The 26534-nt window shown below is 46.0% G+C and carries 19 protein-coding genes; 11 read left to right on the forward strand and 8 right to left on the reverse strand.

The window, feature by feature from the left end; translation table 11 throughout:
• Positions 1-23: 23 nt before the first annotated feature.
• Both JT717_RS10340 and JT717_RS10345 read left to right on the forward strand, forming a co-directional pair.
• Entirely contained in the window at positions 24-3143 is a 3120-nt protein-coding gene (locus JT717_RS10340) for a SusC/RagA family TonB-linked outer membrane protein (RefSeq protein ID WP_205510128.1), read from the forward strand.
• Positions 3144-3174: 31 nt separating this feature from the next.
• On the forward strand, positions 3175-5130 hold the full coding sequence (locus JT717_RS10345) for a RagB/SusD family nutrient uptake outer membrane protein (protein ID WP_205510129.1): 1956 nt from the start codon (positions 3175-3177) through the stop codon (positions 5128-5130).
• Between the two features lie 67 nt (positions 5131-5197).
• Here JT717_RS10345 and JT717_RS10350 read toward each other — a convergent pair whose 3' ends face one another.
• The 5 genes from JT717_RS10350 to rhaT all read right to left on the reverse strand — a co-directional run bounded on the left by JT717_RS10350 (position 5198) and on the right by rhaT (position 11975).
• Positions 5198-6592 carry an FGGY-family carbohydrate kinase gene (locus JT717_RS10350; RefSeq protein ID WP_205510130.1) on the reverse strand — a complete coding sequence of 465 codons (1395 nt, stop codon included), beginning with the start codon at positions 6590-6592 and terminating at the stop codon, positions 5198-5200.
• A gap of 167 nt (positions 6593-6759) precedes the next feature.
• A complete protein-coding gene (locus JT717_RS10355; RefSeq protein WP_205510131.1) occupies positions 6760-8034 on the reverse strand; it encodes a sugar isomerase in 1275 nt (424 codons plus the stop codon).
• A 176-nt stretch (positions 8035-8210) separates the two neighbouring features.
• The gene (gene rhaM, locus JT717_RS10360) at positions 8211-8525 is read right to left on the reverse strand and encodes an L-rhamnose mutarotase (RefSeq protein ID WP_205510132.1); all 315 of its coding nucleotides are present in this window, start codon (positions 8523-8525) and stop codon (positions 8211-8213) included.
• Between the two features lie 144 nt (positions 8526-8669).
• On the reverse strand, positions 8670-10793 hold the full coding sequence (locus JT717_RS10365; RefSeq protein ID WP_205510133.1) for a bifunctional aldolase/short-chain dehydrogenase: 2124 nt from the start codon (positions 10791-10793) through the stop codon (positions 8670-8672).
• A gap of 90 nt (positions 10794-10883) precedes the next feature.
• Positions 10884-11975, reverse strand: a complete 1092-nt coding sequence (gene rhaT, locus JT717_RS10370) for an L-rhamnose/proton symporter RhaT (RefSeq protein WP_205510134.1) — start codon at positions 11973-11975, stop codon at positions 10884-10886.
• A 175-nt stretch (positions 11976-12150) separates the two neighbouring features.
• Here rhaT and JT717_RS10375 point away from each other — a divergent pair, with 175 nt between their 5' ends.
• From JT717_RS10375 to JT717_RS10400, 6 genes are all read left to right on the forward strand, one after another.
• Positions 12151-13182 carry a GntR family transcriptional regulator gene (locus JT717_RS10375; protein WP_205510135.1) on the forward strand — a complete coding sequence of 344 codons (1032 nt, stop codon included), beginning with the start codon at positions 12151-12153 and terminating at the stop codon, positions 13180-13182.
• Between the two features lie 120 nt (positions 13183-13302).
• Complete coding sequence (locus JT717_RS10380; RefSeq protein ID WP_205510136.1) at positions 13303-13839, forward strand: Xre family toxin-antitoxin system antitoxin; 537 nt, start codon at positions 13303-13305, stop codon at positions 13837-13839.
• A gap of 17 nt (positions 13840-13856) precedes the next feature.
• Entirely contained in the window at positions 13857-14297 is a 441-nt protein-coding gene (locus JT717_RS10385; protein WP_205510137.1) for an RES family NAD+ phosphorylase, read from the forward strand.
• A 790-nt stretch (positions 14298-15087) separates the two neighbouring features.
• Positions 15088-15711 (forward strand): RNA polymerase sigma factor, encoded by a 624-nt coding sequence (locus JT717_RS10390; RefSeq protein WP_205510138.1) that lies wholly within the window; start codon positions 15088-15090, stop codon positions 15709-15711.
• 2086 nt (positions 15712-17797) lie between these two features.
• Entirely contained in the window at positions 17798-19027 is a 1230-nt protein-coding gene (locus JT717_RS10395; protein ID WP_205510139.1) for a FecR domain-containing protein, read from the forward strand.
• A 66-nt stretch (positions 19028-19093) separates the two neighbouring features.
• Positions 19094-20266 (forward strand): phospholipase D-like domain-containing protein, encoded by a 1173-nt coding sequence (locus tag JT717_RS10400; RefSeq protein WP_205510140.1) that lies wholly within the window; start codon positions 19094-19096, stop codon positions 20264-20266.
• A 187-nt stretch (positions 20267-20453) separates the two neighbouring features.
• Here JT717_RS10400 and JT717_RS10405 read toward each other — a convergent pair whose 3' ends face one another.
• The gene (locus JT717_RS10405) at positions 20454-21461 is read right to left on the reverse strand and encodes a metal-dependent hydrolase (protein WP_205510141.1); all 1008 of its coding nucleotides are present in this window, start codon (positions 21459-21461) and stop codon (positions 20454-20456) included.
• 252 nt (positions 21462-21713) lie between these two features.
• Between JT717_RS10405 and JT717_RS10410 the strand changes: the two genes are divergently transcribed.
• The 3 genes from JT717_RS10410 (at position 21714) to JT717_RS10420 (ending at position 25479) form a co-directional block, all read left to right on the forward strand.
• Positions 21714-23063: a gluconate:H+ symporter gene (locus JT717_RS10410; RefSeq protein WP_205510142.1), complete on the forward strand. Its 1350-nt coding sequence runs from the start codon at positions 21714-21716 to the stop codon at positions 23061-23063.
• 96 nt (positions 23064-23159) lie between these two features.
• On the forward strand, positions 23160-24269 hold the full coding sequence (locus tag JT717_RS10415; protein ID WP_205510143.1) for a D-TA family PLP-dependent enzyme: 1110 nt from the start codon (positions 23160-23162) through the stop codon (positions 24267-24269).
• Between the two features lie 136 nt (positions 24270-24405).
• The gene (locus JT717_RS10420; protein WP_205510144.1) at positions 24406-25479 is read left to right on the forward strand and encodes an oxidoreductase; all 1074 of its coding nucleotides are present in this window, start codon (positions 24406-24408) and stop codon (positions 25477-25479) included.
• Between the two features lie 10 nt (positions 25480-25489).
• On the opposite strand, the gene JT717_RS10425 is transcribed toward JT717_RS10420, so the two are convergent.
• Both JT717_RS10425 and JT717_RS10430 read right to left on the reverse strand, forming a co-directional pair.
• Complete coding sequence (locus JT717_RS10425) at positions 25490-25966, reverse strand: cupin domain-containing protein (RefSeq protein ID WP_205510145.1); 477 nt, start codon at positions 25964-25966, stop codon at positions 25490-25492.
• Between the two features lie 152 nt (positions 25967-26118).
• The gene (locus JT717_RS10430) at positions 26119-26490 is read right to left on the reverse strand and encodes a hypothetical protein (protein ID WP_205510146.1); all 372 of its coding nucleotides are present in this window, start codon (positions 26488-26490) and stop codon (positions 26119-26121) included.
• Between the last annotated feature and the right edge of the window lie 44 nt (positions 26491-26534).

The following is a 26534-nucleotide window of genomic DNA, read 5'->3' on the forward strand; positions in this document are numbered from 1 at the left end:
AATTAAACATTCTAACGGCTATTATGAAAAAAACGATTGCTTTCAGGCGAAATGTCCTGCTCATTTCGCTATTTAACCTATTTGCCATCTTCTCCTTTGCACAAAACAGCTTCCCGGTAACCGGCAAAATTACAGACAATACGGGCGCCCCGCTGCAAGGCGTCACTGTTCAGGTTAAAGGGACCGGCATTGCAACTGCCACCAACCACGATGGGACCTTCTCCATTAATGCACCATCAGGGAGCGCAGTGCTTATATTCAGCTCTGTGGGATTCATTTCCAGGGAAGTACCAATAGAAAATAAGGGACAATTGAATGTAGCCTTGAGCGCTGGGGATAACGCGATGGACCAGGTGGTGGTTATCGGGTATGGCGCTGTGAAAAAGCGTGATGTAACAGGCGCCGTTGCAGGCATCAATGAAAAAGACATAAAATCAAGACCGGTAAATGATGCCCTGCAGGCGATGCAGGGAAAGGTAGCCGGTGTTGATATCAGCTCTACCGAGCGGCCCGGTACGGTGGCCACCGTTAATGTCCGTGGCGTACGGTCGCTGACAGCATCCAATTCACCGCTCTATGTTGTCGATGGAATTCCCCTGATGACCGGCGGTATTGAATACATAAATCCAAATGATATTGAATCGATCGATGTACTGAAAGACGCCTCCGCAACAGCCATTTACGGTTCCCGTGGTGCGAACGGCGTGGTGATCGTTACTACGAAACAGGGAAAGGTTGGAAAAACATCGCTGAACCTGAACCTGGCTACCACCGCCGAAAAGATCGTGAACAGAATGGAAATGTTCAATGCCGAAGAGTATATCACATTTCGCCGCTGGGCTTATTATTACAAGAACCCGGCCGTGAATCCCCGTGGCGATCAGCCTAATATGGCGCATGACAGAAATATCTTCCTGGCCACCAGCGATCCTTCAGCCTGGGCAAATATTGCCAGGGGCTGGGCTTCGGGAGCCTGGGACGGATCGCAGGTGCAAACAACTGATTGGTTCGGCATGGTAAGTCAAACCGGTATTACAAAGAATCTTACCCTCAGCGCCGGTGGAGGAAGTGAAAAAGCAAAAGCCTACGGTTCATTCGGCTACCTCGACAATACAGGCACACAAAGAGGACAAAGTTATAAGCGGTACAATGCCAATGTAAATGTAGACGTAAATGCTACCAAATGGTTTTCGTTCGGAAGTAATATCACAGTGGCCTACAGTATCCAGGAATACGGGCAGTCAAGAACAGGCGCCACAACAACATCTTCCTCGCACAGCGTTTTTGAATCGGCCAGGGCCATGTTCCCCTATGCAGTACCGTATGACTCGGCCGGAAACCGGATCATTAATCCGGGCGGGGATATAGCGTTTAAGAACGTGGCTGAAGAGTGGACCCTGAACCAGGACCAAAGAACAACACTGCGCGCTTTCGGTAGCTTTTACGGCCAGGTTGACTTTGGAACTATCCATGCGGCGCTGAAAGGCTTGAAATACCGGCTGAACTTCGGGCCCGACTTCAGCACCTATCGCGATGGAACCTATATAGATCCGAATTCGGTGATCAGCACCGGTACAAGCTCTGCCTCGCTTACAAAAGCGCAAACATTCTCCTATACCCTCGATCATCTGATCTATTATAATAAAACCATTGGCAAACATGATATCGGACTTACGCTATTGGGCAGCCAGACCAAATTTAAATCAGACAGCAGTTATATCGCTGCCAACGGGATCGCTTTTGGAAGTCAGCGCTGGAATGCCTTATCGAAAAGTTATATTCCGGCCAACAACTTAACGGGGTATACCTCGGGGCTTACAGAGAGTCAGTTACAATCTTTAATGGCTCGCATAAATTATACGTTTAACGACAAGTATGTGCTCACGGTATCTGCCCGGCGCGATGGCGCCTCCCAGCTCGCAGAAGGTCATAAGTATTCCTGGTTCCCTTCCATGGCTTTTGCGTGGAAAATGAACGAAGAGAATTTCATGGCGCCTGTAACCTGGGTGAACGATCTCAAATTACGGTTTGGGGTAGGCGTTACCGGCAACTCTGCCATTAGTCCCTACGCTACCCAGGGCCCTCTTACCTCCCTCTTTTACCCGTATACTTCAACGATAACACCCGGGGCTATTCCTTCCCTCACATTGGCCAACCAGTCATTGGGCTGGGAAAAAACCACGCAATATAATGTGGGTATCGATTTTTCGCTGCTGAACAGAAGGGTCTTTGGTAGCCTCGATCTGTATCAATCGAAGACCACAGACCTGTTAATGCAAATGAGCATTCCCACTGTTACTGGTTTCACAACAACCTTTGCAAATGTTGGCCAAACTGCCAATAAAGGGATGGATCTGAGTTTAACAACAGTTAATATCCGAACTAAGGATTTCAGTTGGACAACAAACACCAGTATTTCATGGCAAAGAGATAAGATCGTCAGCTTGTCGAACGGTAAACAGGACGATATCAATAACAACTGGTTCATCGGTCAGCCTATTGAAGTGATCTACAATTTTAAGGGCGCAGGCATCTGGCATCTCGAAGATTCAGCCGCCTACAGGCAGTTTAACGCCAATGGAACCAATTTCACGCCGGGAAGCGCGCGGCCTGTGGATATCAATGACGATAAAAAAATAGATCCCAATAATGACCGGGTGATCATTGGCAATACAAGACCCAGATGGATCGTGGGAATGACCAATACCATATCATACAAGTCGCTGGAACTTTCCATTTTTTTATACGGCCGGTTAAAATACCTGTACAATACGGGTGGCGAAGCACAAACAGCGCGTGGTACGCAGCGGAAGATCAATTATTATAACGAGAACAATACGAATGCTGAATATCAAAAACCGATTCATACAGAGGCTACTGGTGATCCCTACTCTGTTGTGTTAGGTTATGAAGATGCTTCATTTATAAAGATCCGTAATATATCGTTGGGCTATAGTCTCACCGGCAAGGCCTTGAAGAAAACAGGGTTGTCGAACTTAAAAGCCTATGTACAGATCGCTAACCCGGGCATGCTGTTTTCAAAGATCGACTGGCTCGATATGGATGTAGTGACTGTTACGCCTGCCTTTAATGGTGCTACTTTCAACAGAGGTATCACATTCGGACTGAACGCAACTTTTTAACCCAACGTGTAACGTAAAAAAATTTACCAGAATGAAATCATTAAAATCAATTCTCAATATATCGCTTCTTTCAGGCCTGATCTTTATGTCATCTTGCAAAAAAGATTTCCTGAACGAAGAACTCACCACCGCCAGAGATATGGACTTCCTGAAAACCGATGCCGGCATTCTGCAACTGGCCACCGGTACTTATTACCAGGTTTTCAATCTGCCCTTTAGCGCTGAATGGGCCTACTGCACCCAGAATTATGGGGTAGATGAGTTTATGGTGGGTGGCGATGGATCAAATGGTGTATGGAACAATTATGATGTTGGCTTCAGATCAATTGTTACCATAAATAACGCCAATACGCAATTTGCGAATGCGCAGTGGGACAACCTTTACATTGGAATAGGCGATGCCAATCTGCTGATCCAAAATGCAATCGCCAGTACTTCCACTTCCGATGCCATCAAAAAAATAGCATTGGGCGAAGGTTATTTTTTCAGAGCATACTGTTACCTCCGGTTGGTTGCTCAGTATGGTGCAGTACCGCTGAAGACAACACCCAGCACAACAGTCGAAAAGGAATTTACGCGGGCAACGCCTGAAGAAATTTACAAGCAGATCATAGATGATTTTAAACAGGCATACGAACTTTTACCAAATACGAATGCGCCTGCAAAGATCACCAAAGATGCCGCAGCCCATTACCTGGCAAAAGCATACCTGTTCCGCGCCAGCGAGATCAATGATTCATGGAACTCTTCCACGAAAGCAGCCGATCTGGCAGCCATAATACCGTTGTGTGATGAAGTTATTTCCAGGCATCCATTAACTGGCAACTTTGCAAACCTCTGGAATTATACTGCTCCTGACGGACCAAACGAAAGGCTGCCCGAACTGATCCTTTCTGCGCAATTCACGGCAGACGTTTCTACCAACGGCACAAACCAACAACACCTCTATTGGGCATCCCGTTATGACGATATCCCCCAAATGCAACGTGATGTTACAGGCGACAGGCCATTCAGCCGGCTGCGTACCAATTACTATTTGTACCGGGTATTTGACCAGGTGAACGACTCCAGGTTCTGGAAAAGCTTCAGAACAAAAAGCAGGTTGAACAAGTCTGCAGGCAATTATTATGTCAACGGCGATCTCGGTATAATCTACATTATTAACCAACCCGGTGATAACCGTTTTTCCAGTTTCAAGCTGAACGACGTTGTCGTTTATTCGAAAACAGGAAAAACAATTCCCAACGCCTATATTGCTTTCCCTGCGGGCAGAACAACGAACGGCGCCATGGAGGCCGATGTGCGGTTTCCTTCCTGTAGCAAACATATGGATGGATCAAGGATCGGCTTTAACGAAACCAGGGGACTGCGTGATCTGAATCTTGCCCGGTCTGCAGAAACTTATCTGATCGCAGCGGAAGCCAGGATCAGGTTGGCAAAAGCAGGCACCGGCGCTTACACCGATGCATTACAATATATCAATCCGGTTCGGGTTCGTGCACAGTTTGTAAACGGTGAAGACCGCGCCGCCTATTATGATGGCGGTGGAGCGCTGGGCGCCTCTACTTCGGGTCAAAATCCTAATATCAACTCTTTCATGCCTGAGAATTCGTATTACGAATCGAATAATATACCTGTAACAACGGCTGCCACCAATCTGGCCATTACAGACATTAATACCCTGCCTGCCAGTGATGAATATGTGATTGCTACGCTGGGAATAAGCGGCACCTATGAAAGAATGCTGGCGTTTATACTGAATGAACGTTCTCGCGAGCTTTGCGGTGAATATAAACGCTGGGAAGATCTATCAAGAACAAAGACATTGGTTCAACGTGTAAAGGCTTTTAATTCGCAGGCCGCACCCAATATCAAGGATCACCATTTACTGCGCCCCATTCCACAAACTTACCTCGATGGTATCCAGTTGAACGGAAAGGCCCTGACGCCAGATGAAAAGCAGGCGCAGCAAAATGCCGGTTATTGATCATTCTGAAAAAGTAAAGGTGTGCCATACTTCGAATGTGTGGCACACCTCTATTACTTTATTTATGCTAGCTGTTTAACAGCACCCCGGTATAAGACTTCAATTCAATAAGATCATGGGAAGGGTTATTCTTGTTCCAGGCAGTATGCACCGACAGAGCGGCGCCCATCGCCGATGCCTGCGCCATAGAAGCGGCATATACTTCATGTTTCGGAAATGCATTCGCCAGTAAGTTCATGTATATCGGATTGCGGCTGAACCCGCCATCGACAAAGATCTTTTTAACCGGACTGTTATGCAATACGAGGTTCAACGAGGCCACCTGCTGGGTCATGAGGTCAGCCATGAACTGGTGGTATGCGACTTCATAGGAAGCAAAACTGTTGAGGTCACGGCTACCAAAAACCGATTCCTGCACCATGGCCGATCTGCCGGCTTTATTATCTGCCGCTGCATCAGCAGCCTGCGCCAGACCCGGTAAGAGATCTGCGTTAAATGCCACCTGTTTATAACGATCCAGTGCTACATTAAAATGAGCCGCCAAGCGTTTGGTTTGTTGTTCATGTTCGTAACCGGCAAACAGGCGGGAGGCCTTTACAGGCTTGCCCCGGTATTCCATATAACAGAGGCAGTCCTGTTGCAATTCCTCATACGTGAGCCTGGTTTGATTGAACGGGTTCAAACTGATACACCAGGTGCCGGTTGATATCAATACAAATGGTTCGGTAAAGTGAAACAGGTAAGGGATAAGGGCAGCAGAGCTGTCGTGTAATCCTACCCCGGTCAGCAGGGCCTGTCCCTCCCATTGCGAAGGCATCAGCTGGTCCGATGGAAAAATGGCCGCCAGCTTCTCATTGATGGCTTCGCGGTAGATCCATTCGTGGTAATGGTTCTGCGGAAAATTCCATAAGCCGGTATGGCAGCCAATGCTGGTAATATCGCTATATGCACGGCCGGTGACCGCATAGCTCATGTACTGCGGTAAATGAAGGGAGTAATGAATGCGATCGAAGAGCTCGGGTTTCTGGTATTTCAGGCGGTATAATTGCAAACCTGAGTTCAGGTTGCCCAACACCGGCGAAGCCGTATGTATAGAGAAAGCGATCTCTCCGCCATATTTTTTGTAAAATTCTTCCTGCAGCCTGGCCGGATACGGTTTCAGGTAATTGTACAAGGGAGCAGCCGGCGTTCCTTCTTTATCGATATGAACAAAACTGGCGCCATAGGTGCTGAAGTTCAGGGCCCGCACCTGGAAGCGCTTATCCGCAAACACTTCCCTTAAACACAAATGCACCCAGTTGGTAAGGGCAAAAAGGTCTTCGCAGGTATCCCCATCTTCATCTTTTACTTCCTCGAACTGCTCGCTTTTCTCAAGCACTATATTGTACTGCTCATCAAAAAGGAATAACTTTTTATTGGTCTTGCCAATATCAAAAATCGCTATGACGGGAGTTCTACTCATTAGGAAGCTATTATCACTCACTTTTACATTCGAAAGCCTGTTGAGCTGTTACCGGGTACCGGTTACCAGTTACCGGGGAGCCCGTTAAGCTAGAAGTTGCCAGTCAACAGGCCCCGGAAACCGGGAACTGGTAACCGGCAACATTTATTTTTAACAAGAAGCTACATTTATAAACCAGTAGCTACTGTTTTCTGACCTCTTTCTTTAATAAGATGCTCTCTTACTTTCAATTGACGATACATTTGCAACGGTTGCAAAGCACCACCGGCCCGCATGCGGGCTTCCGCTACCAGGGCTCTTACATCCGTACGGTAAGCCTGTTGCAGAATTTCCTGCGCTTTGGCCACATCACTCACTTCCTGGGCAGCCTGCAATGCTTTGGTATCAACCAGCAAGGCTTGCGCATACGCTATCTTGATAGCTTCTACCGATTGCAGCAGGTCTTCCAGCGGATCTTTTACATTGTGTGATGCATCGATCATCCAGCCCAGGTCGGTAGCATGTTGCATGCCGCGGGCATCCATACCTTCCACCAGTTCATTGAAGATCAGGAAGAGCTGGTATGGGTTGATGCTGCCGACCGTAAGATCATCATCGCCGTATTTGGAGTCGTTAAAGTGAAAACCACCGAGTTTGCCTTCGCTCAGCAAGAGGGCTACGATCTGTTCGATATTGGCATTCGGCAAATGGTGGCCAAGATCAACCAGCGTATACGCTTTAGGTCCCAGTTTACTGGCATACAGCAACGATTGCCCCCAATCGCCAACAGTCATTGAGTAGAAGTTCGGTTCGAAAGCTTTGTACTCAACAAACATCTTCCAGTGCTCGGGCAGTGCAGCATAGATCTCCTGCAGGCTTTCCAGGGTGCGTTGAAATGCCTTACGGAAATTCAACTGACCGGGAAAGCAGCTACCATCCGATAACCAAACGGTGATAGAGTCTGAACCCAGTTCTACGCCTTGTTTTATCACTTCAATATTATGCTCGATCGCCTGCTTGCGGGTTGCTTTATCAACATGCTGCAGGGAACCGAATTTGTAACTTAGCTTTTGATCCGGCTGATCCTGGAAGGTGTTGGAGTTTACAGCATCGAAACGCAGACCATGTTGGGCAGCCAGTGCTTTAATGGCTTTCGCATCTTTCGGAATATCCCAGGGAATGTGCAGGGAAATAGCGCCGCCGCTTTTGTTAAGGCTGTGTAACAATCCTACATCTTCGATCTTCTCTTCGAGGGTGCGGGGTTCGCCACCACCTGAAAAACGGCCGAAACGGGTCCCGCCGGTGCCTAAAGCCCAGCTGGGAATGGCGATCTGGAAATCAACCAGCTTCTTTAGAATTTCATCTAAACCGGTAACCCCTTCTGCAGCAAAATCGAACCGGCGTTTATGTTCTTTCAGGAGACTATTATTGTGCTCGTCTATTTTATACTTATCTATTTGCATACAATCGTATTTAGGAATGATTGTTTGTAACGTGATTCTTATGTACACCAAAGATAGCTACGCTGGTTATTGGTGATTTTGATATTTGCAGATTTCAAGCTCTCTTTTGAGTTAGCGCTCGCAATAATCTCAACATCCCGAAATCGCAAAATTCCAAAATCCTTCTTCCACCACGCTTAAGGCAAATAAAAAACTTCCTTTAGCGGAATAGAAACCGGGGAGTTATCAGCATTACTCTCCATGATATCTTTCATAAATGCCCACCATTTCTGCATAACCGGGTGTGCAGGTAAATTGTCCAGCGCAGCCGGGTCGTTTACCTGTAAAACGCCGAAGAGGCTATTAGTGGTTTCATCCAAAAAGATCGAATATTCACTGATGCCGGTTGCATGCAATAACTCCTTTAGTTCGGGCCATAAAGCGTCATGCCGTTTTTTGTATTCGGCTTCATAACCCGGAAATAGTTTCATTTTGAATGCAACTCTTGGCATAGCAATGTTTGTTTATAGTTTATGGTTTAAAGTTTATAGTTACTAAAGTGCAGCTTCACAACTGATCGCTTAATGACTGATTTATCGGCCATTCCAAAGCGCGAAGCAACAACAAACTACAAACCACAAACCGCAAACGGTTAATTATCGTACAAAGGCCGTAGCTACACCACCGTCTACATTGATCACGTTACCGGTTGATTTGTTGAGCAAACCACCAGTTACCGCGAAGCAGGCATTGGCAATGTCTTCAGGCAAAATGATCTCGTTCAGCAGGGTGCGTTTGGCATAATAAGCAGGTAACTCTTCTACTTTGATACCATAGGCTTTGGCGCGTCCTTCCGCCCATGCACCTTCCCAGATCTTACTGTCAGAAATAACCGCATCTGGATTCACCACGTTCACACGGATATGATCTTTTCCTAATTCAGCCGCATTCAAACGGCTCAGGTGTAACTGGGCTGCTTTGGCAGAACCGTAACCGGCATTGTTCGGACCGCTCATCAGGGCATTCTTGCTCACGATGTTGATCACATCGCCGCCGATCGCCTGCTTGCGCATCACTTCAACACCAGCCTGGGTTACAAAGAACTGACCTTTCACCAGTACATCGTACAGGATATCCCAGTCTTTCTCGGTATGCTCTTCAATGGGTTTTGAAATGGATAAACCAGCGCAGTTTACTACGATGTCCAACCCACCGAAGGCCAGGGCCGCTGCATCGCAGGCGCCTTTAATATCGCTGGCTTTGGTAACATCAAGAACAACAGCGGCAAATACGTCTTTGCCGTATGATTTGCTGAAGTCTTCTTTTGCTCCTTCGAGGCGTTGGGCGTCATTGTCGTTAATGATCACACAAGCCCCCTCGTCGGCAAATTTCTTGGCTATAGCTTTCCCTATTCCACCGGCACTACCGGTTACCAGGGCAATGCGGCCCGATAAAGCTTTGGGCTTGGGCATGCGTTGCAGCTTGGCTTCTTCCAGTAACCAGTATTCGATATTAAAAGCCTCCTGGCGGGGCAGTGATGTATATTCAGAAATGGCTTCTGCACCACGCATTACGTTAATGGCGTTGATGTAGAACTCGGCGGCTACGCGGGCTGTTTGTTTGTCTTTCGAGAAAGTGAACATACCTACGCCGGGGTACAGGATCACCACCGGGTTGGGATCGCGCATAGCCGGGCTGTTAGGATGTTTGCAGGTATTATAATAGTCTGCATACATAGCGCGGTAGGCTTCGAATTGCGGCGTCAGTTTCTCTTTGATCCTGCTTACATCGCTCAGGTCTTCGTTCGGCGCTAAGTTCAACACCAGCGGACTGATCTTCGTACGTAAGAAGTGGTCGGGACAGCTGGTACCCATAGGCCCCAGTTTCTCGAGGTCTTTTGAGTTGATGAAGTTCAACACTCTTTCATCATCGGTGAAATGACCAACCATTTTCTGGTAGCTCGAGCAGAAGCCGCGTAATACAGGGGCCAGGGCGGCAGCTTGTGATGTACGTTGTGCCGCAGGCAGTGACGCAACTTTAGCACCACCAAAAACAGCTTTCTGCTTACTTACTTTTTCTTCGATGTATTCTGCGCAACGCTCGATCACTTCCAGGGTGTTGATATAGCTTTCATACGCTGTATCGCCCCAGGTGAACAAACCATGTGAGCCCAGCATGATGCCACGGATGCCCGGGTTCTCTTCCAGGCATTTCGCCAGTTTCAACCCAAGATCGAAACCAGGGCGTTGCCATTCAACCCAGCCTATTGTTCCATTGAATAATTCCTGTGTTATTTTTTTACCATCCTTGGCTGCAGCTATGGCAATAGCAGCATCAGGATGCAGGTGATCGATGTGTTTGAAAGGAAGGAAACCATGCAGCGGTGTATCGATGGAAGGCGCTTTTGAAGCGAGGTCAAAAATGCAATGGTTGAACAGTTCTACCATTTCATCTTCGTGTTCGATACCCCGGTAAACGTTTTTCAGGCTGCGTAAACGTTCAACATATAAGGCAGCAAGACCGCTTTTCTTCATGGTGCCCAGGTCGCCGCCCGAGCCTTTGATCCACATCACTTCGGTTTCTTTGCCGGTTAAGGGATCTTTTGCAATGGCTTTACAGGAAGTATTGCCACCACCGTAGTTGGTGAGACGCAGATCGGCGCCCAGCAAATTACTCCGGTAAATTAACAATGCTACTTCATCGCCTTGCAGGGCAGCCGCTTTGGCATCATCCCACAAATAGCTTACATGTTTGAACTTTACTGCACTTGTTGCTGACATAGTCTGATCTTTAATTGTTTCTTTTTATATATTCTTTAAAAGCCGGCTAAGGCTGGCTTAGTTGCTCTGTATTGGCTGCAGCAGCTCAGCTTAAGGACGCAACGAATTACCATATCCCACTACCAACACAGACACGATGATCGTAATGATGCCTATAATAACCGTTGACTTCGTTTTCCTGCTAACGCCTGCCCATTCCTTCAAGATCAATCCCCACGCGTTGGCCGTTAAAATGATAAAGGCCATATGCAGGATCCAGCTGCTGGGGCCGTTGCCCAGTTTGCTTTCGCCCATGCCATAGAAGAAGAATTGCAGGAACCAGGTGGTACCCGCCAGGGCAGCAAAAATGTAATTGCTCAGCAGCGGCGTTTTTTTATTGGTATAATCGCCGAACGTTCTGTTGCGGGCATTCAGGATCATACACCAGATGAAATTGGTGGTCAAGCCACCCCATAATACTACTACATAGGTCACATTATTCTGGTAAAGGAATTCGCCCTGACCGGGATTGGCCGCCTTCCATAAGTTATTGGCCACATCCGCCATCGGTTTACCGGCTTCCAATCCAAAGTTGAAACAGGCGCTCAATACCCCCGAGATGATCGACACCGCCAGACCAAGACCAAAGCGGTACTCGGTTTTTACCACTGCGCCATGCGGATCGGTTCCGCCTTTCATCAACTCCTTTTCTTTACGGGTGCCTGCCTTTCCGCAAATCACGATCCCAAGTATGCAAATGGCCAGCCCCAGTAAAACAGTAAGCCCCCAGGGGGTGCTTATCAGGGTGCTGAAAGTATCTTTTTTCTCCTGCGGAAAAAGATCATAATAAATGGAAGGGATAAGGGAGCCGAAGACCATGCAAAGGCCCAGGATGATGCTGCTGCCCAGTGAAACGCCCAGGTACCGTACACCCAGGCCATAAGTCAGCCCGCCAATACCCCACAGGATACCAAATAAGAACGTATAGCCTATTACGCCACCACCAGCCTGACTGATGATTTCTGAAAAGTTGGGAATGGTAAGCCAGGCGGCTAACGGTGGTACAATCAACCAGGAAAACAAACCGCCCACGATCCAGTAACTTTCCCAGGCCCAACCTTTGACTTTTTTGTACGGTATATAAAAACTTCCGGAAGCGAATCCTCCTAAAAAATGAAATATAACTCCAAGAATAGCATTCATTTGTAGCAATTTTCTATATGGCCAGCCTATGCCGGATTAAAAAGGTGAAAGTAGAAGTTACCGATTATTAGCCCATCATGGTCCATCATGGTCTTTTTTTACAAAACCCGCTTAATATTTAATGCTTTAACTAATTTTGATGGGTTTGAGCCATTGTATAACCGGAGCGCCTAACATGAAAAAAGATTCCATATTTCAGCATTTATTTATCGATTATTATTCTGCTACTCCCAAGTATCTGCAGCTTGCCAATTCCATTATTAAAGCCATCGGTGAGGGGAAAATCCAGAAAGATGAACTGCTGCCTTCCATTAACGAACTTAGTTTTGAATTTGAAATATCCCGCGATACGGCTGAAAAAGGATACAAGCACCTTAAAAAGATCGGCATTCTGGGTTCAGTGCCGGGCAAAGGATATTTTGTAAAGAACACGGAGGTTGGGCAGCACCTGAAGATATTCCTGTTGTTCAATAAACTGAGCCCGCATAAGAAAATAATTTACGATGCTTTTGTAGCCTCCCTCGGCGAAATGGCATCTATCGATTTCTATATATACAATAATGACTTCGCTTTTTTCAAAAGACTTATCCATAATAAAAAGAACGATTACAGCCACTATGTGATCATTCCCCACTTTCTTGACGGGGGTGAGAACGCCGTAGAGGTCATAAATACCCTGCCAAAAGAAAAATTGATCCTGATGGATAAACTGGTACCCGGTGTGGAAGGTAAATACGGCGCCGTATATGAGAATTTTGAAAAAGATATTTATGACGCGCTGGAACAATCGCTTGAACCATTGAGCAAATACCATACGATAAAGATCATTTTTCCGGAATACACCTATCACCCGGTTGAAATATTGAAAGGCTTTTACCGCTTCTGCCAGCAATATGCGTTTAACTATAAGGTGGTGCACGATATCGCCAATGAACCCATCAAGGAAGGAGAAGTATTTATAAACCTGATGGAGAACGACCTCGTGATACTGATAGAAAAGATCCTGGCCACCCGGTTAAAAGTGGGCAAACACGTGGGCGTTATTTCCTATAATGAAACACCCCTGAAAAAGATCATCCTGAATGGCATAACCACCATATCAACCGATTTTCAGATGATGGGGGAAAAAACTGCCCAACTTATACTGGAACAATCAACCGAACACATTGAAATCCCCTTCTACCTCACCCAACGATCATCACTATAACGAACATACTAACGATAACGATTAAAGAAATTGCTTTTAATCAAAAAATGTCTGGAAGCGGGAATAGGTGTTCAAAAACGGAAAAAAGTTAGTTAGCTTTGAGTGAAAACCATTAACCTTATGGCTGGAAATAAAAAACACCACGCTAATACCAATCACTTTACAGGCAATGGGGTCACTCACGCTTATGCAAATGATCATACGCAAACGGTTACCCTTTCAGCTCCTGCCCCGGCTATTGCACCTCGTTTACATACGGAAAGCACCGGGCCTTTCAATTTCGAAGCACTTACTTCCCAGTACAAGATCGGCATCATCAGAAATGGCATTACCAAAAAGCAACTGGAAGCTATTAAATCTGAAACAGATCTGGATTACCACACTTTAAGTACTTTGCTTTCTGTTTCGCGTACTACACTGATCAAAAAGAAAGGCGATGACAGGTTCGATCAGCCTACCAGCGAACGCATAATGCTTTTAGCTGAACTGCTCAGTTATGGTCGCGACGTACTCGAAAGCAAAGAGCGCTTTAACGCCTGGATTAAAATGCCCAGTTTAACGTTGGGTGGTAAAGCTCCCCTCGAACTACTCGACACACTGTATGGCATTGAAGAAGTAAAAAAAGAATTGGGCCGTATAGAATACGGCGTATACTAACCTAACGGCATCACCATATGTTGCTTTACCGGATCGGAAAAACTAAATATGCCCATGACCTAACGGGTATGGGAGCCAAAGTCAATGGCGGAAGATGGAATCATGAAGGTATTCCCTGTATTTATCTGGCAGAAAGCAGGGCGCTTTCGCTACTCGAATATGCAGCCCATACCGGCATCGATAAAATCCCTCCTACCCTTTCCTTTACCACCCTGGAAGTGCCCGATCATTCCATACAACAGCTCTCGCCCGATGATCTACCACCCAACTGGCTGCAGCGACCACATAGTTTAGAAAGCCGGGACATGGGTTCTGGGTTATTAACAAAGAACGATACCCTTTTATTGAAGATCCCTTCAGTGATCATAAAGCAGGAGTATAATTTTGTATTGAACGTTTTACATCCACTGATCAGTGAAGTAAAGATCGCTGAGGTGGAAGGATATAAGGGTCAGTAACGATCAGGAGCTCCTTGCACATCCACTTACAACGCCTTCACATTTTACAGCTTCAGGGCTGCGAAGCAAGCACCCGCAACGGGCTTATTATGCGCTGCCTATGCAGCAAATTGTATTACAGTTCATTGTAACTGACGCTTGTGTAGTCAGCAATTGCACTGTGATAGTCATTTTATGCACTCATAAATGTCTGGGGCGGACAATCCCGCGCTTTTCAAGCACTAATAACGCTGATGCAATAATGATTTTGCTTATCAGCCGGTTAACTCTTTGCAGTATCGGTTAAGTCGTTTTGCTTCTAACTGCTGTTGGATGCAAACCCTGCTTTGTTTACTGATGAAGATCATAAAATTCAGCACCATTCTTCGGCGTTGGGCTAACGGCCTATGGCCTGATATTTTATTACATGAAGCGGACGAGCGAAAACAGGTGAATATAACAAGGGTAATCTTTACCGTTAAATGAAAATTACCCCTAAAAAAAGTCACATTAACCCATACTTGATTTTGAGAATTTGTTTTTTACCTGTAATCTTGTGCTTGTAAGAGGAAAGTATTATGTGGCTTTAATCTGCAATAAAACACCAGGATTTACCATGTTCTCCGGTAACCTGCATCAGCTTCACCTTATCTTACTGTATCAAACTATGCCCGGTATCCCCATGAATTGCAGCCTGATAACCAGAAACAAAAAAGAGCATGTCCTACCCGTAATGCGTTTATGATTTACCGTAACTCGTTGTAAATTAGTTAGACATTTTTATCAAGGTTAGCAAAAAACAATCTTCCTGATGCGTTCACTTTCATTGGAAAATGATATTATTGTCTCTTTCAAAAAAGGATCTCCCGATGCTTTGCAATCCTTGTTAAAGCAGTTCTATAATCCTTTGTGCCTCTTTGCGGAGCGGTTGCTGGCCGATAAAGCAGCTGCAGAAGACATTGTTGGTGAATCTTTTATAAAATTATGGCATAAACGGTGCGACTTCGAAACCGTACAGAATATAAAAGCATTTATGTATATCACCGTACGTAATGCCTGCCTCAACTATTTAAAACAAGCCAAACGCGATTCCCTCAGCAAAAAACAGCTGGCTTATATAACAGGAGAAAAGGAAGAGTTCGTTTTAAATGAAATGATCAGGGCTGAGGTATTAAAAGAATTGATGCATGAGATCAACAACCTGCCCGAGCAATGTGGGAAAGTATTAAAACTGGGCTACCTGGAAGGCTTAAAAAACCAGGAGATTGCCGCACTGCTGAATATCTCAGTGCATACGGTTAAAAATCAAAAAGCGCGGGCTATACAATTACTTAAGCTACGGCTTCGCGACCGCGACCTCATGAGTTTTCTGCTATTGTGTACGCTCTTACGCATCACTTCCGACAATTGCCAAAACATAAATCTTCCAGCCTGACCTTCGACTTTAGGCTAAAAATCAAGCTCCCGGCAGGTGTAAATACCCATTTATCCATTTTTATTAAATTTTTTTTCATTTGGAATAGTAATAAATGCGTGGAAAGTTGTTTTAATACTAAACCAGCAATTATTCGGCCGTGCGGGATATAAATAAAAAGTTCTTTACGCTTAAATGTATTTAATGAGATTGTTTTAAAAGTATAGCCATTTAAAACGCTTTAACCAATTTATTAAATAATATTTAAGAACATACAGGGATTGTTATACAGAGTTCAGTTAAGGTGTAACAATCCATCGTGGCGACCACAGCAGCAACTGTATGATGTGTTTACTAGTGCGTGGGTTAGTGGTGATTTATATCAACTTAACCCTGACCTATAAATGAACGAGTAGGCTTAATCAGGCCTTTTTATCCGCCCGATATATGCTCTGTACTTTTCGTTCTTTCAGCCAGACGAGAAGACGGAATGTCGAGCGGGAATCTCATGTGACTGTTTGGTTGGGTCACTACAAGGGAGTGTTTCTACTCTCCCTTTTTTTTAAAAATTCGAACATCTCTATATAAATTTATTAAGCTATGCTTATTCCCTGCCTCGCCAGGTATCCATTCAAACCGAATCCATCTATACACATCACACCCGTGTATGTACGAAATTAAAAGCATCTAAAGGCTCCACATTAGTAGGCAATTTTTCCAAAAGCATTTCTGATTAGTTACAGTACAAAATTTACACCTATACGGGTATTGCGATGCTCTTATATGGTTTATAGATATCATCAACCTAATCGTAACTAGGTAGTTTTTTTCTCATTCGCATTCCTCATGTGCATCAATTATCCCTCTTCCTGGTACAGAAGAGGCGCAGGAATCCCCCACGGCCGGGTAGTCTTACCCGGCTTTCTTTTTTACCCCCCCGGCCTTAGGCCCTTAACCCTGATCCCAAATCACCCGTAAAGCGGCTTAATGAGCTTTATCTCCTTTATTACTTACATTGACTGGTCAACCACTGAACTCATAAGACTTTTAGCATTCACTCTCCTTTCTGTTTCACACTTGCGAACGGGGTTACCTTAATTTTATCAACCCTATTAACGCATTAACTGGTCATTTGCCAATCTGTTAACGTGCCCCATCAATTTTATCAAGTCAACCTATTAGTTTCCCCTACACGTTTAAATTAAAATTTCATGAACAGTGGTACATTTACCAAATCTGTCAAGTTTATCAACATTATCAACTCATCGACTTGCCTCCTTTCCTACCCGTTAATAAAAGCATGCTTCCTGGCGTTACCGCTATCAACGTTGTGAACTTAATCAACCAGTCAACTGGCCGCCTTGCCTCCTTTCCTACACGTTAATAAAGCATGCTTCCTGGCTGTTACCGCTACCAACGCTGTGAACTTAATCAACCAGTCAACTCGCCGCCTTGCCTCCTTTCCTGCACGTTAACAACGCAAGCCTCCTGGCTATTACCGCTACCAACGCTGTGAACTTTATCAACCAGTCAACTCGCCGCCTTGCCTCCTTTCCTACACGTTAACAACTTAAGCTTCCTGCTGTGTTACCGTGTTAACGCTGTCAACTTATCAACTTGTCAATTCTTCAATGGTCACATATTAACAATAACTATACTTTGCTTGATTACAATCATAACCTTTCAGGTTTTTGCCATTTTGTTTGGGTAAATCCAGAACTTCATTTGTTTTATATTAATAGAGGGCAGATTTTTTCAAGTGTCGGATGATTACAATACGCCTGGTTATTGTCACTACATAAGAACCGAATCATATTATCCGTATACATAATACCATCCCCGATTGTAAGAAAATTTTTATGTAAAAGCCGGGTAAAACAGCTAAATCATTAGCATTCCTACCCAATTCTTAAATATTATTCTGTAAACCTGTCAATTTATTAAAGATTTCGCCATACCCTTTAGTACAAATCAAAAGAACTGTTGTTTTTACAATAATATCAGATCGTAGCATAATTCCTGTTGCATGGTTTTGCAGTATTGATAAAAGGTCATGAAGCGATCCCGCGATACCCGCCTTACTAAATAAAGCATTAAACTTATTCTGATGAATGAGCAAAACATTGACAAAGTATCTCATGTAGCCTCCCTGATCATTGGAAATATGCAGGAAAGGCTATCAGCTGCCGAACAGCAGGAATTAGAAGCCTGGTTGCAGGAAGATGAGGAAAACACCCTGTTATTCCGGGAACTGATGGATGTGGAAAAACTGAGCTATGACCTGAACGAACTGAACAGCTACGATCATAACCAGGCATTTGAAAAGTTAACTCACAAGATCCTGCTTAATGAAGTAACCGGCAAAAGGGTATATTTCAGAATCTGGTGGTATATGGTAGCAGCCGTACTCGTGCTGGTGGCCGGCGGCATTGCTTACTTCTCTTTTAATAAAGCGGAAAAGCCCGCAGCGCCTGTGTCTGCTGTTATTGCGCAAAAGAAAGCCCCGGGTTTGCAGCCCGACACAAAGAAAGCCGTGCTGATCCTGGCCGACGGTTCAACCGTTCCATTGAGCGAAATGAACAATGGCAGCATTGCACGGCAGGGTAATGTGATCATTCAGAAAAATGAAAATGGACAGCTGCAATATAAATTATCCGGCGCCACCGCCAATACGACTGGTTCCAACACCCTTCGTACGCCAAGGGGTGGAGAATACCAGCTAATCCTCGATGATGGCACCAAAATATGGCTGAACTCCGCTTCCAGCCTGCAATTTCCCGTTCATTTTAATTCAGACGACCGCCGCGTGGTATTGACCGGCGAAGCTTATTTTGAAGTGGAATCATCGGTAATTCCCCATTCCGGTGGCCGCAAAAGATCGTTTACCGTACATGTGGATAATATGGTAGTACAGGCACTCGGCACTTCCTTCAATATTTCTGCTTATAAAGAAGATGACCGTTCGCAAACTACCGTTGTCGAAGGGTTGGTAAAAGTAAACCGGAATAATAAAAGCAATTTACTTAGCCCTGGCAAAAAACTAATCGCACAAGACAGTACCGTTACTGTTGAAGATGCAGACGTAAAACAGGAAATAGCGTGGAAGCACGGAGAATTTGTATTCAGGAATACCTCCCTGCGGATGGTCATGAATGAACTGGCCCGTTGGTACGACATGGATGTTACTTATGATAAGGGTGTGCCCTCCCTGCATTTTAGTGGCGAAGTGCAAAGAGAATCAGATATCAGGTCAGTGCTGCATATGCTTGAATATACCGGCGGCGTTACCTTCACTATCAATAAAAGACTTATCACGGTTCATCCCGGTAAAAAATGATCCTGGCTCCTCAGCTACCCTGCTTTCGATTTACTCCGCGTGAAATATTTTTGTAGCTTGGCGCTTATGTTACGTGGTACCGGTAGAAAATCATCAGCATATATTCCGAATAATAAGGTTAGATTGGTCAGGGGAGGCAGGGATTATTTCACGACGCTTGCCGAATTGATCAAGCAGGCGAAATTTTCCATACACCTGCAGGTTTATATTTATGAAGACGACGAAACCGGCCGGTCAGTAGGCAATGCCCTGATGGATGCGGCCAAACGCGGCGTTCATGTTTATCTGCTTACCGATGGCTATGCGTCCAAAGCATTATCAGCTGCGTTTATAAAAGAATTACGCACCGCCGGTGTCCAATTCCGTTTTTTTGAACCGCTTTTAAAAAGTGAGAATTTTTACTTTGGCCGCCGCATGCACCATAAAGTGCTGGTGGCAGATGGCCGCATCGGCCTGGTAGGCGGCATCAATATCAGCAACCGTTATAATGACCTGGAAGATCAGCCTGCCTGGCTCGATTGGGCGCTGCTGGTGGAAGGCCCGGCTGCTGTAGCGCTCTATAGATTATGTATCGATGTGTGGGCCAAACCTGGTCAAATGGCATTGAAACGAAGCCTGCGCCATGAATTTCCTGCCCCTCCCAATACCGGTAACAGCCCCGTCCGTATTCGCAGGAACGATTGGGTGAAACGTAAGAACCAGATCTCCCGCAGTTATATCGATATGCTGAAGAAAGCCACTTCCAACGTCATCATCATGTCGGGTTATTTCCTGCCAGGCACCATCATCAGGCACCACCTTTCCAGAGCCGCCAAACGCGGTATTGATATCCGGATCATAGTAGCGGAAAAATCGGATGTAAAACTGGCCAAACATGCCGAACGGTACATGTATCGCTGGATGTTGAAACGCAACATTAGGCTGTATGAATATACCAGATCGGTACTACATGGCAAAATGGCCACCCGTGACAGCAAATGGGTGACCATTGGCTCCTACAACGTGAATGATATCAGCGCTTATGCGAGCGTAGAACTGAACATCGATGTGAATGATCCTGAATTCGCGGCGCATGTGCAGCAAAAACTGGAAGCGGTGCTGGAGAATGATTGTGTGCTGGTGACCGAAGATGAATTCAATAAAAAGTATAATATCTTTCAGCGATTCATCCAATATTGCGCCTACTGGCTGGTGAGAATTATTTTCTACTTATTTACATTCTACTTTAAACAACGATGATTTGCAGTTGATCCATTAGGAACTGCCCCTGACCATGGCCGCCATTTATAACTGTATCAGCACAACCTGTCCCGCTCCGCGGGATCAGCAAATCAGCACATCAGCACATCAGCAAATCAGCACATCAGCAAATCAGCACATCAGCAAATCAGCACATCAGCAATTAGCACATCAGCAAATTGTCATACTACTCCCCTTTGATCCTATGCAGCATCGACATAAAAGCCGCCTTATCCCAGTTGGCAAAACGCCCCCGCTGCACCACCATATTATTGCCATAAGGCCGCTGCAGGTAATAATGAAAAACGAACCCGGCCCTTGGTTTATACCAGCCTACCCGCTGCCCAAAGCGGAGATCGTTGAACACAAGGTAATTGTCCTCCCGCTCAATGGTATAATAGCCCTGCGAAAAAATAAACAGGTCCTTCAGCTCTTCCAGGTCTCTTACGGGGTTTAATAACGAATCGTTTCGCGGGAAATAGGTAAAGTCGATATGTGGTTTTCGATCGAACACCGACCGGTAACCGATATGATACCCTTTATCATCTTCCAGCACTACATACCACAGCAGGTTATTTAACGGTGTAGGCGTGGTAAAATGCCGCCGGTATTCAATTTTTTCCTGTCTGGCCACTCTTTGCACTGCGCCCTCAACAATCGACTTATTAAATATATCGATACCCAGGTAAAATACACACCAGCCGATGGCAATGGTCGCCCAGCGTTTCCGCTTAAAGTCCCGCTTCATAAAAAACAGCAATACCGCAATGATGGCCGGCGCAATGGTGAATAGCGGATCAGCCACGAACATCGCATGCATACAAAAGCGCCGGTGCGAGAAAGGCTCCAGCAAACCGGTGCCATAGGCATTAAAGCAATCAAGCAGCAGATGCGTGCCCAATTCTGCTGCAAAAAACCAAAGCCAGATCGAAAACCGGATATTGTGCGGACGCCGCCATCGGTCGGCCAGCCAGGCCAGCAAAGGCGTTACTATTAAAACGAACAATAATGAATGGGTGATTCCCCGGTGCGCAATCAGATCCTGGGTAGGCGTCATCCAGAAAGAAGCAACAAAATCAATATCCGGCAGGCTTTGCGCAGCAGCCCCCATAACCAGGGAGCGTTTGCCCGCTTTCTTTCCAATAAACAATTCACCAATACAGGCACCCAATACAATATGCGTAAGAGAATCCATGGCGGCAAGTTAATAAAAGGCGTTGAGGCAACAAGGCAAAAAGGAAACCAGGGAATCAGTTAGGTATCATCCTACTATTGGCCCAAAGAACCTGAACATCATCTGCAGCGGGAATGAATGTGCAATACTCTACAACGGCTGATTTTACCATTATTTCACAAAAAAGATCGTTACATTAGTAGCAAGTGGAAATATTGCCACCCTGTGGGCAATTTCGTTTAACCGGTACCATTACTGCCATATCCATTCATCATGACCACATTATTCATCGTATTGCTTTGCATTATCGCCCTGGTGCTGCTTATCTCCTGGGTGAAGCTGAATCCGTTCTTAGCTTTTCTGCTTGTATCCATTGGCGCCGGCCTCTCACTGGGCATCCCCCTTGACAAGATCACTACTTCCGTTCAAAAAGGCATTGGCGATACCCTGGGTTCCCTGGTTATCATCATTGGACTGGGGGCCATGCTGGGTAAACTGGTAGCAGAAAGCGGCGCAGCCCAAAAGATCACCCAGGTGCTCATGCGCACATTCGGGGAGAAACACCTGCAATGGGCTTTGATGGTCACCGGCTTTGTTGTGGGCATTCCACTCTATTATAATGTTGGATTTGTTTTGATGGTGCCGCTGATCTTCTCAGTCGTATACCAATATAAACTACCGGCCGTTTACATTGGCCTGCCCATGCTGGCCGCATTGTCGGTAACCCATGGTTTTTTACCGCCGCACCCCTCCCCCACGGCTCTGGTAACGCAGCTTAAAGCCGATATGGGACTTACCCTGGTATATGGCATTGTCCTGGCCATTCCGGCTATTATCATAGCGGGACCTTTGTTCTCAAAAACGCTCAGGCATATTCGCAGCACGCCTTTGCAGATATTTCAAACCAAAGTAATACCCGATGAACAAATGCCTAACGCGGCAAACAGCTTTTTAACCGCCCTGCTGCCCGTATTGCTGATCGCCATCACCACTAGCATTCCGCTTATTATTATATTGCTGAACAAGATCCCTTCCGTACATCTCGTCTTACGCGGCCCTGCACTCCAATTCATCAGTTTTTTAAGCGATCCCGTGATCGTCATGCTGCTCTCATTGCTGGCCGCCACCTTTACGCTGGGCATTCATACCGGCCGTTCCATGAAAGCGATCATGGATATTTATGGCGAGGCCATCAAAGATGTGGCCGTGATCCTCCTGATCGTCGCCGGCGCAGGCGTTCTGAAACAGGTATTCACCGACAGCGGCGTAAGTAAAGCCATTGCAGAAAACATCAAAGGATGGCAGATCCATCCCCTGATACTCGGTTGGATAATAGCCGGCATCATTCGTATCTGTGTGGGATCGGCCACTGTTGCCGGCTTAACGGCTGCCGGTATCATCGGGCCGGTGATCCCGCAAATGCACGTGAATCCTAACCTCATGGTCTTATCCATCGGCGCCGGCAGTTTATTATTCTCCCATGTAAATGACTCGGGCTTCTGGATGTATAAAGAATACTTCAACCTCAGCATCCGCGATACCATAAAATCCTGGTCAGTCATGGAAACGATCGTTTCTGTCGTAGGGCTGATCGGTGTATTGATCATGGATCTTTTTATCTGAACCTCCAGCGGATGCAAACACGGAACCTGCTATAATCATTACCTTTGGCCGCAACCCGCTTCGCGGCAGACCGCGAACGGGCACAAACAACAGTCAATGGAAAAGAACTGGTATCAGATAGATAATATCGGGGAACTGGATACCCCCGCCCTGGTCATATATCCCGAACGGGTGAAAGAGAATATCGCCACCCTTACCCAAATGATCGATGACCCGCAGCGGCTGCGCCCGCATGTAAAAACCCACAAGTCTAAAGAAGCCACTGAACTATTGATGGCCGCAGGCATCGGCAAATTCAAATGTGCTACCATTGCCGAAGCAGAAATGTTAGCTATGTGTGGGGCTCCCGATGTATTACTGGCCTACCAGCCCATTGGTCCTAAATTAAAACGCTTTCTAACGCTGCATCAACAATTCCCGAACACGCATTTTGCCTGCCTGGTCGACAATATCCCCAGCGCAGCCGCCATTGCCAGCGCTTTTGCGGCGGCCAGCACGGCCATTACCGTGTATATAGATCTGAATGTGGGACAAAACCGTACAGGAATAACGCCGGGCGGGCAAGCCATTGCCCTGTACAAGTATTGTGCAGAAGCCAGGGGTTTATCAATAGCCGGACTACACGCTTACGACGGGCATACCCGCGGCAGCCTGCAAGAGCGCAAAGCCAGCAGCGACCAATCATTTGCTATGGCAGAAACGCTAAAAACGACATTGCAATCCATGGGCTATTCCAACATTAAGATCATTGCCGGCGGATCGCCCGCTTTTCCCATCCACGCCAACCGCAAAGAAGTGGAATGCAGTCCGGGTACCTTTATCTTCTGGGATAAGAGCTACCTCGATCAATGTCCCGAACAGGCTTTTCAAATAGCCGCCCTGGTAGTAAGCCGGGTGATCTCATTGCCCGATGCCAGTCATATCTGTGTTGACCTGGGCCATAAATCGATCGCAGCAGAGAATGAGCTTGGGAAACGGGTCTTTTTCCTGAATGCACCTGGTCTTAAAGCCGTTTCGCAAAGTGAAGAACACCTTGTATTATATGCCGGTGAAGGCCATTCCTATCAACCCGGTGATGTATTATATGGCATCCCACAACATGTTTGTCCAACCATCGCTTTATACGAACGAGCCTTTACCATTGAGCAAAGTAAACTCAGTGGTGAGTGGAAGATAATCGCCAGGGACAGGAAATTAAGTGTATAGTTGGTAGCATTGGATAAAGGCAGAACCCGCTTTCTGAATTATTGGGGCCTTAAATTGTCAGGCGCTCTCATTAACTTGTCAACTTTATCAACTGTATCTTCATCAACTTTATCAATTATCAATTAATTCAGTGATCATGCATACACCCATAAAGGTCGGATTGGTAGGCTACGGGATCTCCGCAAAAGTATTTCACGCCCCGTTTATAACAAGCAATAGCAATTACCAACTGGTTGCGGTGGTAGAAAGGCATAAAGAGGAGTCGAAGGAAAAATTTCCCTATGTGCAGGTGCTGCGAAGTTTTGAAGAATTGCTGCAAAACGATGCTATTGACCTGGTAGTGATCACTACCCCGAATGAAACCCATTTTCCCTATGCGAAGGCGGCGCTGGAAGCCGGCAAACATGTGGTACTGGAAAAACCGGTCACCAATACATCGGCAGAAGCCAGACAATTGCTTGAGATCTCACAACGTACGGGCAAGGTATTGAGCGTTTATCAGAACCGCCGGTATGTGAGCGATTTCCTCACGATACAGGATGTGCTCGATAAAAAGTTATTGGGTGAGGTACATACGTTTGAAGGCCATTATGACCGCTATCGGGCGGAAGCACGGCCACAGGCATGGCGCGAGCACGTATTGCCCGGCAGCGGCATTTTGTTCGATCTGGGCCCGCACCTGCTCGACCAGGTATTGTATCTCTTTGGCCTCCCCAACACTATAAGCGCCGATATCCGCCTGCAGCGGCCACATGCCAGGGTAGATGACTATTTCGACCTGCGGCTCGATTATGGTTTTCTGAAAGTCATTCTGCAGGCCGGCATGCTGGTGCGTGAACCAGGCCCCCGCTATTTGATCCATGGCACGAAAGGATCATTTGTAAAATCGGGTGAAGACCCACAGGAAGCTTTGTTGCGGGCCGGTGCGCCACCGGTTGGCGATGACTGGGGGCAGGAAAAAGCGGCTATTTATGGCATACTGCATACAGAAATAGACGGGAAGCTGCTGCGCGAGGTCTATCCTTCGCATAAAGGAGATTATGCGCAATATTACAGAAACCTGTATGAGACCATCGTAAACAATAAACCGGTGCGGGAAAGAATAGAACATGGCTATAACACGATCCGCCTGATCGAACTGGCCTTTGAAAGCCATCAGCAACAACGCACCATAAACTGTACAGGATTACTGCCGGTTGCTTATCGTTAGCTGATTCTTTTTATTCAAACTTTAAAGGCGGGCCCACTATTTCCATGCCATGGATCCGGTATAAACGTTCAAAATCGCGCAGGGTGCCATCCGGCAGCTGACTGGCTTGTAAATAAAACTCATCCATCGTACCGGCAGGTTGATATACCATCAGCATTCTGCCCTCCGGATCACCTATTTTGGCAAATGTATGCGGGATCTGGCGCGGAGCGAACACTGCATCGCCGGCTTTGGCGTTGAAAATATCATCACCGATCTTGAAAATAAATTCGCCTTCCAAAATGTAGAAAAACGCATCCTGCGTGTAGTGAAAATGATAAGGTGGACCTCCTTTAGCCATTTTAGTAGTATCGTACACACAAAAACCTTGTTTACTATCGTTCGAGGATACTTTACAGGCAATGCTGCCCCCTGAAAAAGTGATTACCTCATTGAAGCGATCATTCCCGGCATCGATCTTAAAACCGTGCGTTGATTTTGTTTCCATGACTGAATGGTTTAATAGGGTTCTACCTGAAGTTACTAAAATAACTTCACACTGCATGGAGCAAGTTGGGCCAGCGATCCACTGCGAGCATCAACAGCTGACATAAAAAAAACTGCCCCGGTTCCCCAAGGCAGTTTGACATACGTTTTATCTTACTTTGTTTCTTCTATCATCACATCTGTAATATCATATTTTGCAGTGGGTGGTCCGTCAAACATCATACAATACACACAATCATTCGGCTTGGAACTGCTCGCTTTAAAGCGGATGGTGGCTCCCGCTTTTACGCCGGCGGGTATTTTACAGGCATTGCTCGCCGTAAATACATTATCGTATTGCACATTGTTATTCGTCATATCCTTCCAGCCATCCTCTCCAAATGAATCATTGTTCAATACCTGCACTACAAAGCTGGCACATGAAATACGCACAACCTTACCTCTTAAATAACCATCATTTTCCTTGTTCTTATTGCATTTGGATGCTAAAACCGGTAACGCAATCAGAATAAATAAAAATTTCATATCGTTTTTCTTTTAGCCTTTGACTCAGGATCTACTATAAACGT

The organism is Longitalea arenae (genome assembly GCF_016924755.1).
In the GTDB taxonomy this organism is placed as follows: domain Bacteria; phylum Bacteroidota; class Bacteroidia; order Chitinophagales; family Chitinophagaceae; genus Niastella; species Niastella arenae.